The 12,412-nt window shown below is 71.6% G+C and carries 14 protein-coding genes; 3 read left to right on the forward strand and 11 right to left on the reverse strand.

The features are described 5' to 3' along the window. Nucleotides 1-25: 25 nt before the first annotated feature. The 3 genes from AB0J87_RS06975 to AB0J87_RS06985 are packed head-to-tail and all read right to left on the reverse strand — an operon-like array spanning nt 26 to nt 2,170. Nucleotides 26-739, reverse strand: a complete 714-nt coding sequence (locus tag AB0J87_RS06975) for an SGNH/GDSL hydrolase family protein (protein ID WP_363962960.1) — start codon at nt 737-739, stop codon at nt 26-28. 31 nt (nt 740-770) lie between these two features. Then, a complete protein-coding gene (locus AB0J87_RS06980) occupies nt 771-1,442 on the reverse strand; it encodes a hypothetical protein (RefSeq protein ID WP_363962962.1) in 672 nt (223 codons plus the stop codon). Continuing rightward, nucleotides 1,439-2,170: an ATP-binding cassette domain-containing protein gene (locus AB0J87_RS06985; RefSeq protein WP_363962964.1), complete on the reverse strand. Its 732-nt coding sequence runs from the start codon at nt 2,168-2,170 to the stop codon at nt 1,439-1,441. The genes AB0J87_RS06980 and AB0J87_RS06985 overlap by 4 nt, the downstream gene beginning before the upstream one ends. Before the next feature lie 84 nt (nt 2,171-2,254). Between AB0J87_RS06985 and AB0J87_RS06990 the strand changes: the two genes are divergently transcribed. Continuing rightward, entirely contained in the window at nt 2,255-2,809 is a 555-nt protein-coding gene (locus AB0J87_RS06990; RefSeq protein WP_350739033.1) for a DivIVA domain-containing protein, read from the forward strand. On the opposite strand, the gene AB0J87_RS06995 is transcribed toward AB0J87_RS06990, so the two are convergent. Continuing rightward, on the reverse strand, nt 2,806-3,453 hold the full coding sequence (locus tag AB0J87_RS06995) for an HAD family hydrolase (protein WP_363962966.1): 648 nt from the start codon (nt 3,451-3,453) through the stop codon (nt 2,806-2,808). The genes AB0J87_RS06990 and AB0J87_RS06995 overlap by 4 nt on opposite strands. 19 nt (nt 3,454-3,472) lie before the next feature. Between AB0J87_RS06995 and AB0J87_RS07000 the strand changes: the two genes are divergently transcribed. Continuing rightward, nucleotides 3,473-3,955, forward strand: a complete 483-nt coding sequence (locus AB0J87_RS07000; protein ID WP_363962968.1) for a GNAT family N-acetyltransferase — start codon at nt 3,473-3,475, stop codon at nt 3,953-3,955. Between the two features lie 40 nt (nt 3,956-3,995). On the opposite strand, the gene AB0J87_RS07005 is transcribed toward AB0J87_RS07000, so the two are convergent. Together AB0J87_RS07005 and AB0J87_RS07010 are read right to left on the reverse strand one after the other, a co-directional pair. Then, a complete protein-coding gene (locus AB0J87_RS07005) occupies nt 3,996-5,534 on the reverse strand; it encodes an FAD-dependent monooxygenase (protein WP_363962970.1) in 1,539 nt (512 codons plus the stop codon). Further along, nucleotides 5,531-5,989 carry a hypothetical protein gene (locus AB0J87_RS07010; protein WP_363962972.1) on the reverse strand — a complete coding sequence of 153 codons (459 nt, stop codon included), beginning with the start codon at nt 5,987-5,989 and terminating at the stop codon, nt 5,531-5,533. Before AB0J87_RS07010 ends, AB0J87_RS07005 begins: the two co-directional genes overlap by 4 nt. Before the next feature lie 65 nt (nt 5,990-6,054). Here AB0J87_RS07010 and AB0J87_RS07015 point away from each other — a divergent pair, with 65 nt between their 5' ends. Next, the gene (locus AB0J87_RS07015; RefSeq protein ID WP_363962974.1) at nt 6,055-6,651 is read left to right on the forward strand and encodes a PadR family transcriptional regulator; all 597 of its coding nucleotides are present in this window, start codon (nt 6,055-6,057) and stop codon (nt 6,649-6,651) included. Here AB0J87_RS07015 and AB0J87_RS07020 read toward each other — a convergent pair. From AB0J87_RS07020 to iolC, 5 genes are all read right to left on the reverse strand, one after another. Continuing rightward, nucleotides 6,602-7,642, reverse strand: coding sequence for an AI-2E family transporter (locus tag AB0J87_RS07020; RefSeq protein WP_363962975.1), 1,041 nt, complete (start codon nt 7,640-7,642; stop codon nt 6,602-6,604). The genes AB0J87_RS07015 and AB0J87_RS07020 overlap by 50 nt on opposite strands. 63 nt (nt 7,643-7,705) lie before the next feature. Continuing rightward, complete coding sequence (gene iolD, locus AB0J87_RS07025; protein ID WP_363963115.1) at nt 7,706-9,541, reverse strand: 3D-(3,5/4)-trihydroxycyclohexane-1,2-dione acylhydrolase (decyclizing); 1,836 nt, start codon at nt 9,539-9,541, stop codon at nt 7,706-7,708. A 5-nt stretch (nt 9,542-9,546) separates the two neighbouring features. Then, nucleotides 9,547-10,386 carry a 5-deoxy-glucuronate isomerase gene (iolB, locus tag AB0J87_RS07030; RefSeq protein WP_363962977.1) on the reverse strand — a complete coding sequence of 280 codons (840 nt, stop codon included), beginning with the start codon at nt 10,384-10,386 and terminating at the stop codon, nt 9,547-9,549. Next, complete coding sequence (locus AB0J87_RS07035) at nt 10,383-11,288, reverse strand: deoxyribose-phosphate aldolase (protein WP_363962979.1); 906 nt, start codon at nt 11,286-11,288, stop codon at nt 10,383-10,385. Before AB0J87_RS07035 ends, iolB begins: the two co-directional genes overlap by 4 nt. Continuing rightward, a complete protein-coding gene (gene iolC, locus AB0J87_RS07040; protein WP_350739009.1) occupies nt 11,285-12,223 on the reverse strand; it encodes a 5-dehydro-2-deoxygluconokinase in 939 nt (312 codons plus the stop codon). Before iolC ends, AB0J87_RS07035 begins: the two co-directional genes overlap by 4 nt. Nucleotides 12,224-12,412 lie beyond the last annotated feature (189 nt).

A 12,412-nucleotide genomic window follows, 5' to 3' on the forward strand; every position in this document is an offset into this window, starting at 1 on the left:
AAGAGCTCCCCCGGGCGGAACGGGGCTAGTGGGGTGCGATCGAGCGGGCGGCGAAGCCTTCGATCAGGTCGGCGATCATGGCGGCGCCCCTGCTGTTCAGGTGGATGTTGTCCGTGGTGAGCTGGAGGCCTCGGCCCTTGGAGATGGCGTCCAGGCTGCGGCCGAGCAGGAAGTGCTGCATCGCGGCGGTCTGCGCCAGCCGCCCCTCCGCCTGGTAGCGGATGCCGGGAGCCCGGCCCCGCTCCTCCAGGTAAGCCGTCATCCGCTCGTTGAGCGGCAGGTACGTGACACCCTCGGCCGCCGCGACCCGCCGGACGATCTCGCTGTACTCGGCGGCCCGCCGCACCGAGACCGAGTCGAGCTCCTCGCCGATGACGGGCAGGGAGAGCATCGCCACCCGGGCCATCGTCTCGTCCTGGAGGCGGCGGGCGATGGTGGTGAGGTTTGCGGCGTAGGCCTCCGGAGTGGGGTCCGCGGAGAGTTTCCAGCGCTTGCGCAGGGTCTTGGCGAGCGTCCCGCTGAGCGTGGAGTTCGCGTCGTTCGTGCCGATCAGTACGGTCACCACGTCGGGATCCTGGCTCACGACGTCGTCGAGCCGCTTGACCGTCTCCGACGACGGCTCGTAGTTGACCCCGGCGTTGATCACGGTCGCCTCGGGCAGCCGGGAGCGGAGCATGGCCACGTAGTCGGCGCTCACCTGTGCGCGGGTGATGCTGTCACCCAGGCAGATCATTTTCATCGTCGTCTCCTCTAGGGTGAGTAAGTGCTCACTAACCTACCCTACGCCGGAGCCACACGTACGTCCCCAGGCCGATCAGGCACCACACCAGGGTGATGGCGCCGAGTTCGGGGAGCTGGTCGAGGAGGTGACCCCCGTTCGCCGCCTTCATCCAGGCGATGAGCGGGACGGTGAGCCAGTGCAGGGGAGAGGAGCTGAGCAGCAGCATCGCCAGGAACCCCAGCAGCAGCCCCATGATCGAAAGCGCGGGGGAGCTGATGACCGCGCGGCTGGTGAGGGCGCCCAGCGCGGTGCCGGTGAGCGCGGCCAGGGCGTTCAGGACGAGAGCGGCGGCCAGCACGCCGCGCGATGGAGCCTGGCTCACGCCGAGCAGGAGCGCCGCGCCCATGCCGAGCGCCGCGAACGCCACACATGTCACGAACGCCGCCATCAACCCCGCCGCCACCTCCTTGCCCCGCCCGCCCACCTGGATCGCGGACAGCTCGCGCTGCCGGTCGGGCTCGGTGTCGAGGAGGCTCCTGGTCGCCCAGGCCAGGATGGGGATGATCAGTACGGCGCCGTCCGTGAGGGCCGAGGCCTCGCCGCCGCGCGGCGCCCGGCTGCCGTAGAGGATCGCCAGCATGGCGAAGGCCAGAAGGAGCGCCTGGAACATGCGGTGCGAACGGATGTAGGCGGCCAGCCGGAACGTGGCCAGGGCGATCATCCGGACTCCTCGATCTCGCGGGCCAGGTAACCCTCGCCGCGCATCCTGGCGAGGAAGTGGTGGACTTCGGACGCGGGCACCGTGACGGCCACGACCGTCCCCCTGTCCTCGACCGGTTCGAGGCCGGGCGCCGTCGTGCTCTCCTTGAGGCGGCCGTCCACCAGCGACCAATGGCGTATCCCGGGCAGCGAGCGCAGGCCGCCCTGGTGGTCGCTGACGATGACCATGCCGCCGCGGCCCGCCACCTCGCCGGCGATCGAAGGGAGCGCTTCACGGGTGTCCACGTCGAGCCCGGCGAACGGCTCGTCCAGGATCAGCAGCCCGGGCTCCGACATCAGCGCCTGGACCAGGCCGACCTTGTGCGCGCTGCCCTTCGACAGCTCGCCCAGGGCGACGGTGAGGAGGTGGCCCATGTTCAGGCGCTCGGCCCACGGCTCCCAGCGGGCGCCCCCGCGTACCCGGGACATGTGGCGCAGATAGGCCGTGACCGTGAACGGCTGGGCGGTCGGGAAGCGGTCGGGAGCGAAGCCGACCACCTCGGGACGCCCGGCGATCGTGCCGGTCGTGGGCCGGGTGAGGCCCGCGAGGAGGCGGAGCAGAGTCGACTTGCCTGCCCCGTTCACGCCGGTCAGCTCGATCACATCGCCGGGGGCGAGCTGGGTGTCGACGTCTTCGATGACGAAAGGATCACGTCTTCGGTAGCGGAAGGAGACCTTGGACAGACGCATGGTCTCGTAACGCTATATGTCGGGTCGCATCGCTAGCATAAAGAGCCCCACAATGGAGACGCCCCCAGCACGTTCTCAAGAGGAGTGGGCTTGAATCGCTTTCCACGCGTCATGGGTATGCGTTCAGGCTATGACCCCGCCGAAGTCGACGCCCTGATCGGGCGGATCGAGTCGACCCTGGGCAGGGGCATGCCCACCGTGGAGCCCGTCAGCGCGGACGACGTGCGACGGGCCACGTTCCGAGCTAAGCGTGGCGGATATGTCGAGACCGCGGTCGACTTCGCCCTGGAGGCGTTCGTGGTGGCGCTGGAGACCCAGGCCAAGCGGCCGGTACGCCTCGCCATGGCCGAGCCGACCGGCGAGATGCTGCGCGAGGAGTGGTTCGAGACCCAGGCGGCCCGCGTCGAACGGGTGGCCTTCCGCCCGGGTCGCATGGGCACCGGCTACAACGAGGACGAGATCGACGCCTTCCTGGACCGCATCGTGGCCACCCTGCGCGGGACGACCGACTTCCCGGTGACGGCCAAGGAGGTGCGGGCGGCGAAGTTCTCGACGGTGCTGTTCCGGTCCGGCTACCTCATCGCGGACGTGGACTCCTTCCTGGCCGGCATCGCGGACGTGCTGGAGCAGCGCCGTTAGGCGTTCTCGACCACGGAGAGCAGCCCGCCGAGGTCGGGCAGCCGCTGCTGGATGATCTTCTCGTCGGCGGGCCGCTCGCCCTGGCGGTTGATCCACACGCGCGGGATGCCGAGGCGGTGGGCGAGGACCATGTCGTGGAAGTAGCTCTGCGCCACGTGCACCCATTGAGTGGGCTCGTACGAGCGCCTGAACGTCTCGAAGTGCGCGTCGGCGGGCTTGTACGCGCCCACGTCCTCCGACGTCAGCACCGCGTCGAACGCCACGGGCAGCCGCCGCCGCGTCCCGGCGATGAGGTCGCGGTCGCAGTTGGTGAGTAGCGCCAGGCGCCAGCCCGCGCCGCGCAGCGCCGACAGTTCGGCGCCCACCTCGGGGAACACCGGCCAGTACGGGATCGTCGTGCCCAGCACCTGGGCGTCGTCCTCGTTCAGCTCCACCTTCTCGTCGGCGCAGGCCCTGCGGAGCGCCTCGGCCATCACGTGGCGGTAGCGGAGTGCCGGGGACTCGGCCTGCACGACGTGCTCGTGCCGGTTGTACGCCTCCAGCAGCCGCGCCCCCTGACCCGGCGCGATCAGCTCGGCGCTGGTGCGGATGCCGTGCCGCCAGTCGACAAGTGTTCCGAAGCAGTCGAACGTTACCCATCGCATAGATCTCATAATGAGGGACATGGCGATATCCGTGCGTCCCATCGAGCCGCAAGATCTCGCGTACGTGACCCGGGTGCTGACCGAGAGCTGGGGCGGCTCGACCGTGGTGGCCCTGGGCCGCGGCGAGCTGGTCGACGCGGCCGCGCAGCCGGGCTTCATCGCCGAGATCGAGGGCGAGCCGGCCGGGATCATCACGTACGCCCGGCGTGGCGACTCCGTGGAGATCATCACGATCGACGCGGTGGTGCCCGGCAGGGGAGTGGGGGCGGCGCTGCTGGACGCGGTGCGCGCCGTCGCGGCCGAGGCCGGGGCGGCCAGGCTCTGGCTGGTCACCACCAACGACAACACGCACGCCCTGCGGTTCTACCAGCGGTACGGGTTCGACCTGATCGCCCTGCGCCGCAACGGCGTGGACCGGGCACGGGACCTCAAGCCGGGCATTCCCGCCGAGGCCGACGGCATCCCGATCCGGCACGAGCTGGAGCTGGAGCTGCTCCTCTGACCCTCCCGCTCCCCGCGCGGGCCGGTGAGGGTCGGCGGGGTCAGTGGAGGATCTGGCGGAGGGTGGCTGTCAGGCGGGCCGCCGGGTCGTCCTCGCTCGCCGAATCGTCCGAGCGCCAGGCCACGTAGCCGTCCGGGCGCACCAGGACGGCGTCGCAGCCGTACCGCGACTCCCAGTGCCCCTCGACGTCGACCAGCTCCGACCCCACCCGGTACACCCGGACGCCCTCGACCGCCACCCGCGCCCACTCCTCCCCGCCGGGCCCGCACAGCAGCACGAACGAGTCGTGGAACAGGTCGTGGACGCCGATCCGCCGCCCGTCGAGGGAGAGCCAGAGGTGCGGGGCCCGGGTGCCGGGAAGGGCGTGTCGTGAGACCCCGTCGCCGAACACCGACTCGGGCGGGGTCCCGGCCATCGCCGTGGACGCGTACCGCTGCCCGAGGACGCACGTGACCGGGTCCACCAGGTCGTCCTCCGGGCCGGAGCCGAACCTGGCGGCCTGGCTGCGCACGGTCACGTCGGCCAGCTCCAGCGCCACCGGGCGGCGCTCGGCCTCGTACGTGTCGAGCAGCGCGTCCGAGGCCCGCCCCGCGAGCACGGCGGCGAGCTTCCAGGCCAGGTTGTGCGCGTCCTGGACGGCCGAGTTGGCCCCCAGTCCCTGGGCGGGCGGCCACACGTGCGCGGCGTCACCGACGAGGAAGACCCGGCCGGAGCGGTAGCTGTCGGCCACGCCGACCGCCTCCGTCCAGGACGCCTTGCTGACGATCTCGACCGGTACGTCGCGGCCGATGACCGCCTTGGCCGCAGCGACGCAGCGCTCGTCGGTGAAGTCGTCGGGCGACTCCTTGTCCGGGTCGTAGAGCAGGGACAGGCCCCAGTGGTCGGGCAGCGCGTGGGAGACGAACGCCGCCGAGGCGGCGCCGCCGGGCTCGCCGACGATCCAGAACAGGGCCCGCTTGGTGATGATCTCCGACAGGTCCGCCTTGATGACGTAGGTCACGAAGTGCCGCAGGGGGCCGAGGCCGGTGCGGGCGATGCCGAGCCGCTCCCTGGTGGCCCCGCCGTAGCCGTCGGCGCCGATCACGTACCGGGCCCTGATCGTGTGCCGCTCGCCGGTGGCGCGGTCCTCCACCACGGCCGTCACGCCGTCGGCGTCGGGCTCGATCGACCGGCACTGCGTGTCGAACCACAGCTCCGCGCCCTTGGCGCGGGCGGCCTCGATCAGGATGGGCTCGACCGTGCTCTGGTCGGCCATGCAGAGCTCGCCCGCGGTCAGCTCGGGCAGCGCCCGCGGGGACTCGTCGCCGAACAGCCACTGCCACTCGCCCGCCAGCGTCGCGCAGCGGGCCACGCCGGCCTCCTCGTCGAAGGGCCGGCCCGCCTCCTTCACGGGTTCGTCCAGGCCGAGCGGCCGGTAGATCTCGAGGGTGCGCGGGTTGATCCCCCGGGCCCGGCCCAGGAGCGACACGCCGGGGTGGCGGTCGACCAGCAGGCAGGGCACGCCCTGATGGGAGAGGAAGAGGGCCGAGGCGAGGCCGGCGTAGCCGCCGCCGACGATCAGGACGGGGGTCTGCTTCATGACGCCTTCTCCAGGGTGCGTGCGGGGTCGTCGACGGTCGGGTGGGTGCCGTTCCGGTGGGCCTGGCGGACGTCGCGTGCGTACTCGGGGGACAACATCGCGGTGATGATCGCGACGCCGCCGCGGCGGACGCGGATCTCGCTGCCGGCGGCCCTGCCAACCAGGCGGATGCGCCGCGCGGAGCTCTCCGCGGGCGCCTGGTGGTCCTTGACCTGGCCCCTGCCGCTCCAGCGCAGGTCCTGGTGCTCGACGGTGGCGTCCTCGGGGACCAGCAGCTTGACCACGCCGCGGTCGAGGTCGAGCCGCAGCTCGATCTCGGCGGGCAGGCCGGGGGAGCGCAGGTCGACGGTGGTCTGGCCGTAGCGGGTGCGGATCTCGAAGCGGCCCGCGGTGGTCCAGTTGCCCAGGCGCCGGGTGACGGCGTGGTCGGTGTGGATGCGTTCGATGTCGCTCATGAGGTTGATAGTTGCAGTGAAACTAGTTTCACGTCAACTAGTAATTTTGAGGCTAGTATTGGCCCATGGCTCTCGATCGTGGCTCGCCGCTCGCCCTGACCGTGCTGGCCCTGCTGCGTCACCAGCCGCTGCATCCGTACGGGATCCAGCGCATGCTCAAGCAGTGGGGCAAGGACCTGGTGGTCAACGTGGGCCAGCGGGCCGGCCTCTACCGGACCATCGACCGGCTGCTGGAGGCCGGCCTGATCAGCGTCCGGGAGACCGAGCGCGACCAGCAGTACCCCGAGCGCACGGTCTACGAGCTCACCGCCGAGGGCGAGACGGCGCTGCTCAAGTGGCTGGACGAGATGCTGGCCACGCCCAGGCAGGAGTTCCCGCAGTTCCCGGCCGCGCTGGCGAACGCGCTCATGCTCGCCCCGGAGGACCTGGCGGCGGCGCTCGAGCGGCGCGAGCGGGCGGTCGCCGAAACGCTGGCCGGGCTGGAGGCGAGCCTGGCCGACGATGCCGACCTGCCGCGCATCACCATGCTGGAGATCGAATACCTGCGCGAGGTGACGGCCGCGGAGACCCGGTGGCTGCGCGCGGTCATCGACGACCTGCGGGCCGGGCGGCTCACCTGGTCGCGGGAGTCGCTGGAGGAGGTCGCGGCGGAGCGAGAGTGACCGGGGCGGGCTCGGCCCGCGGCCTGTGCAGCAGGGCCACGATGACCGCGGTCACCGGGGCGGCCAGGAACGCGCCGATGATCCCCCAGAGCAGGCCGCCCACCGCGATCGCCACCAGGATGATCACCCCGGGCAGGTCGAGAGCCTTGCCGTAGACCTGCGGCGCCAGCACGTGCCCCTCGATCTGCTGTATCGCCACGGTCACCCCGACCACGATCAGCGCCACCAGCCAGCCCTTGGCCACGAGCGCCACCACCGCGGCCAGCAGCCCCGCCGTGAACGCCCCCACGATCGGCAGGAACGCCCCCACGAACGTCAGCACCGCCAGCGGCAGCGCGATGGGCACGCCCAGGATCCACAGCGCGAGGCCGATGAAGAACCCGTCCACCGCACCCACGATCGCGATCCCGCGGATGTAGCGGCCGATCACGGAGAAGATCAGGACGCCGGTCTCGGTGATGCGGGCCCTGGCCGAAACGGGCGCGAGCTCCACGAGCCAGTGGAAGAGCCGGTCGCCGCCGTGCACGAAGTACACCGACAGGACGAACGCCACCACCGCCCCCACCACGATCTCGCCCGCGGTCCTGACCCCGGCCAGCGCGCCCGTGGCGATCTGGCGGCCCTGGGCGGTCAGGTACTCCTTGGCCTGCGCGGCGAGCTTACGCGGGTCGACCCCGAACCTGGAGGTCAGGTCGTACAGGCTGTCGAGCACCCTGGTGAGGCTGACCCGCAGTTGCGCGACGCTGTCGATGGTGGGCGGCACCAGCAGCGCGATCAGCCCTCCGGCCAGCACGATCCCGCCGACGAAGACGATCGCGGTGGCCAGGGCGCGGCTCACCCCGCGTGACCTGAGCCAGCGGGCCGGGGGCAGCAGCAGCGCCGTGATGAACACGCCGACGACGACCGAGATGACCACCGTGGCGATCTGGTTGAGGCAGAAGCCGACCACAGCGATCAGCGCGACCCAACCGAGCAGCCGCCACGGCCCCATCCCCTGCCCCCCCTATCGTGCCTGGTCAGAGGCCTTCCCCGAGGGGATGGGGGGCAACCCTGGTCAGGCGGGCGGCGTCAGGTGGAGGCGCTGGGAACGCTTGTTCTCCTCGTACGTCTCCCGCGCCGCGCCGGTCGTGCCGCCGACCTCCGCGACCGGCACGTCCCACCACGCCTCGGAGGAGGGGGCGTCGTCCGCCATCGGGTCGGTGCGTACGTAGATCACCGTGGTCCTGGAACCCGAGCGGGCCTCCTCGAGCGCCTTGCGCAGGTCGGCGACCGACTCGGGGCGCAGCACCGTGGCGCCGAGGCTGGCCGCGTTGGCGGCCAGGTCGACGGGCAGCGGCCCGCCGTCGCGATGCCGGTACGAGGTGCCGAGCCGCTCCGCGCCCACGCTCTCCGACAGGCGGCCGATGGAGGCGAACCCGGAGTTGTCCACCAGGACGACCACCAGCTTGATCCCCTCGGAGATCGCCGTGATCAGCTCCTGGGCCATCATCAGGTACGAGCCATCGCCCACCAGGACGAACACCTCGCGCTCCGGCACCGCCATCTTGACGCCCAGCCCGCCGGCGATCTCGTAGCCCATGCAGGAGTAGCCGTACTCGACGTGGTAGTTGCCGGGCCCGCTCGGCCGCCAGAGCTTGTGCAGGTCGCCGGGCATCGAACCGGCCGCGCACACCACCACGCCGTCCTCGGCCGCCGCGGCGTTGACCGCGCCGATCACCGCGGACTGGGGCAGCGGGGAGCCCTCCAGCGAGTAGGCCCGGTCCACCGCCGCGTCCCACTCCCTGGTCAGCTCGGCGGCCCGCGCGCGGTAGTCCTCCGGCGCGCCCCTCCAGCCCGCGAACGCCTCGACCAGGTCCGCCAGCCCGTCGCGGGCGTCGCCGACCAGTTGCAGGCCGGACAGCTTGGCGGCGTCGAAGGCGGTGATGTTGAGGTTGAGGAAGCGGGCGTCGGGAGCGAAGATCGTCCGGGAGGCGGTGGTGAAGTCGCTGTAGCGGGTGCCCACGCCGATGATCAGGTCGGCCTCGCGGGCCAGCGCGTTGGCGGCCGTGGTGCCGGTGGCGCCGATCGCGCCCACGGCGAGCGGGTGCCCGTACGGGAGCGCGCCCTTGCCGGCCTGCGTCTCGGCGACCGGGATGCCGTACGTCTCGGCGAAGATCCGCAGTTGCTCCGTGGCCTCGCTGTAGATCGTCCCGCCGCCCGCGACGATCAGCGGGCGCACGGCCGACTTGGCCAGCTGGGCCGCCCGGAACACGGCGGCCCGCTCGGGGCGCGGCCTGGGGACGTGCCAGACGCGGCGCGCGAACAGCTCCTCCGGCCAGTCGTGGGCCTCCGCCTGCACGTCCTGCGGCAGCGCCAGCGTCACCGCGCCGGTCTCGGCCGGGTCGGTGAGCACGCGCATGGCGGCCAGCAGCGCCGACGGGAGCTGCTCGGGGCGGTTGATCCGGTCCCAGTAGCGGGAGACCGGCTTGAAGCAGTCGTTGACCGAGATGTCGTACGAGCGCTGGTCCTCCAGCTCCTGCAGCACCGGGCCCGCCACGCGGGTGGAGAAGATGTCGCCGGGCAGCAGCAGCACCGGCAGCCGGTTGATCGTCGCGCCCGCCGCGCCCGTGATCATGTTGGTCGCGCCGGGGCCGATGGAGGTGGTGCAGGCCAGGGTGGCCAGGCGGTTGCTGGCCCGGGCGTAGGCGGCGGCCGTGTGGACCATGGCCTGCTCGTTGCGGCTCAGATGGTAGGGGAGGTCCTCGGTGGAGGTGGCCAGCGCCTGGCCGAGCCCGGCCACGTTGCCGTGGCCGAAGATGCCGGCGCAGCCGCCGAAGAACCTGCGTTCCACGCCGTCGCGCTCGCTCCACTGCTGGGCCAGGAAGCGCACGACGGCCTGGGCGACGGTCATATTGGTCATGAAGTCCTCCCGAACGGCAGTCTCGGGTCTGTGGGCTGGCTTTCCCAGGAGGAGCGGATCCACGCGTGGCGGGGGTCGTCGCAGAAGGCCATCGAGCGTTCCTCCGCCGGGCCCGCCAGGACGTTCAGGTAGTAGAGGTCGTAGCCGGGGGCGGCCATGGCGGGGCCGTGGTAGCCGTACGGGACGAGGACGACGTCGCCCGAGGAGACCTCGGCCAGGGTGTCGATGTGGCCGCGTTCGGAGGAGTAGACGCGCTGGTAGGCGTTGCCCTGGCCGGCCACCTCGAAGTAGTAGATCTCCTCCAGGACCGCCTCGCCGGGGTTGTCGGTGTCGTGTTTGTGCGGCGGGTACGACGACCAGTTGCCGCCCGGGGTGATGACCTCCACGGCCATGAGCTTGTCGCAGTCGAAGGCGCCGGGGGCGCAGAAGTTGTTCACCTGGCGGGTGGCCTGGCCCGCGCCGCGGATCTCGACCGAGACCTGGTCGGCGGGCACGTAGCGGGGCGCGAGGGCGCGGGTGGCGAGGGCGGAGGGCAGGGCGATGCGCCCGGTGCCCCGGAGGGTGACGTGGGAGCCGATCGGCACGTAGGCGAAGTCGCTCGGCCCGCTGAAGACCGAAGGCCGTCCCGTCAGCTCGAACGTCGCGGCGGAGGTGGTGACCGTGCAGGATCCCGACAGCGGGAGGACCAGCGTCTCCTCGTCGCCGGTGTCGAACGAGACCGGTGTGTCCGCCAGGTCCACGATGCGCAGGCCCGAGTACGTCCAGCCCGCCAGGGACGGGGTGATCTCGACGGACCAGGGGCCGTTCGCGGCCTTGCCGAACGGAACGTATGTCATGCGCGGGTCTCCCGTACCAGTGCCGCGGCGTTGTCCACCGCTTTCGCCACGTCGTCATCCGGAGGGTAGAGCAGGGCTCGGCCCACGACGAGGCCGCGTACGCCGGGAAGGCTCAGGGCGCGGTCCCAGTCGGCGTAGGCGGCGTCGATGTCCGGCGGGTCGCCGCCGAGCAGCAGCGCGGGCAGCGTGGTGGCGGCCATCACGCGCTCCATCTCCGCCACCGCCGGGATCTTGAGCCAGGTGTAGGCGGAGGTGGTGCCGAGCGCCTGGGCGATGCTGATCGCGCGGATCACGGCCTCGGGGGACAGGTCGTTGCGCAGCGCCCCGGACTCGGAGCGCAGCGCCCAGAAGGGCTCCACCATGGCCGGCAGGCGGTGGCGGGCCAGGTCGGTGACGGCCCGGGCGCAGGACTCCAGGGTGGCCACCGTGGCGGGGTCGGCTGGGTCGATGCGGAGCAGCATCTTGCCGCCGTCCAGGCGCATCTCGTCGATCGAGGCCGCGTCGAAGCCGGTGAAACGGTCGTCCACCTCGAAGACCGAGCCCAGCAGGCCGCCCCGGTTCATGGAGCCGAAGGCCAGCTTGCCCTCCAGGGCGCCGAGCAGGAGCAGGTCCTCCATGACGTCGGGGGAGGCGAGGATGCCGTCCACGCCGGGGCGGGAGAGCGCCACCTGGAGGCGGTCGAGCAGGCCGGCGCGGCTGGCCATGGCCAGCGGCCGGTCGCGTACGCCCAGGGCGCCGCGGGCCGTGTGGTCGGCGGCGATGATCAGCAGTCGCTCGCCCTCGCCGGGCAGGCCGCGCCGCTGCCGCCGGGCCGCGGCCTCGGCGATCTCCTCCGGCCGGGTGGCCCGGATCTGGGTGAGCCGCTCGTAGCCGGAGGTCCTGGGCAGGGTGAGGTCGCTCAAGAGCCCGCTCCGTTCAGCAGGTCTTCCACCTCGGCCGTGGACGGCATGGCGTCGGCGCAGGCCAGCCGGGCGGCCACGAACGCACCCGCCGCGTTGGCGAAGCGCACCGTCCGCTCCAGCGGCCAGCCGCGCAGCAGCCCGAGGCAGATCGCCCCGCCGAACGCGTCACCCGCTCCGATGCCGTTGACCACCTTCACCTCCACCGGTTCCGCCACCACGCTCTCCTCGGAGGTACGCGCGAGAACCCCCTCAGGGCCCATTTTCACGATCGCGACCTTCACCCCGGCGTCCAGGAGCGCCTGCGCGGCGGCCTCCGGGTCGCGCACGCCGACCGCGTTCTCCACCTCGTCGAGGTTGCCGACCGCGACGTTCGCGTACGGGAGCGTCCGCCGCGCGGCCTCGTGGGCCGCCTCCCGCGACTTCCACAGCGACGGCCGCCAGTCGAGGTCGAACACGGTCCAGCCCGACGTGCGCGCCGACAGCGCGGCGGCGTGGGCGGCGGCGCTCGGCTCCTGGCTCAGCCCGGTCAGCGAGAACCAGAACAGGCTCGTCTCCGCGATGGCCCCGAGGTCGAGATGGGATGGGGAGATCTGCAGGTCAGGCGGGTGCTCGCCGCGGTAGAAGTAGATCGGGAAGTGGTCGGGCGGGAAGATCTCGCAGAACGTCACGGGAGTCGGCGGGCCCTCGACGGTGCTCACGAAGGCGTCGTCCACGCCGAACCCGCGGATCGCTCTACGGACGAACTCTCCGAAGGGGTCCGCTCCCACGCCGGTGATCACGGCGGAGCGCAGCCCGTGGCGCGCCGCGGCGACGGCGACGTTGGTGGGGCTGCCGCCGAGGAACTTGCCGAAGGATTCGACGTCGGCCAGGCCGACACCGGTCTGCAGCGGGTAGACGTCGACGCCGGAGCGCCCGAACGTGATCAGGTCGTACAAAGCACCTCCAGGAATGGAGCTTACCTTCGACACTATGGCATATTGTCATGACATTCGGATGTCCGCTATGTAACCTAATGTCCCTCAGCTCAAACCCCCGGGCGACTCACAACACGCCTGTTCGGACGGTTGGCTCCCGGCCCGCTGAGCAAAGACACAGCGTGTGGGCACTCTCCGCAAATTTGGCCA

The sequence above is a fragment of the Nonomuraea sp. NPDC049625 genome (genome assembly GCF_040675285.1).
Taxonomy (GTDB): domain Bacteria; phylum Actinomycetota; class Actinomycetes; order Streptosporangiales; family Streptosporangiaceae; genus Nonomuraea; species Nonomuraea angiospora_A.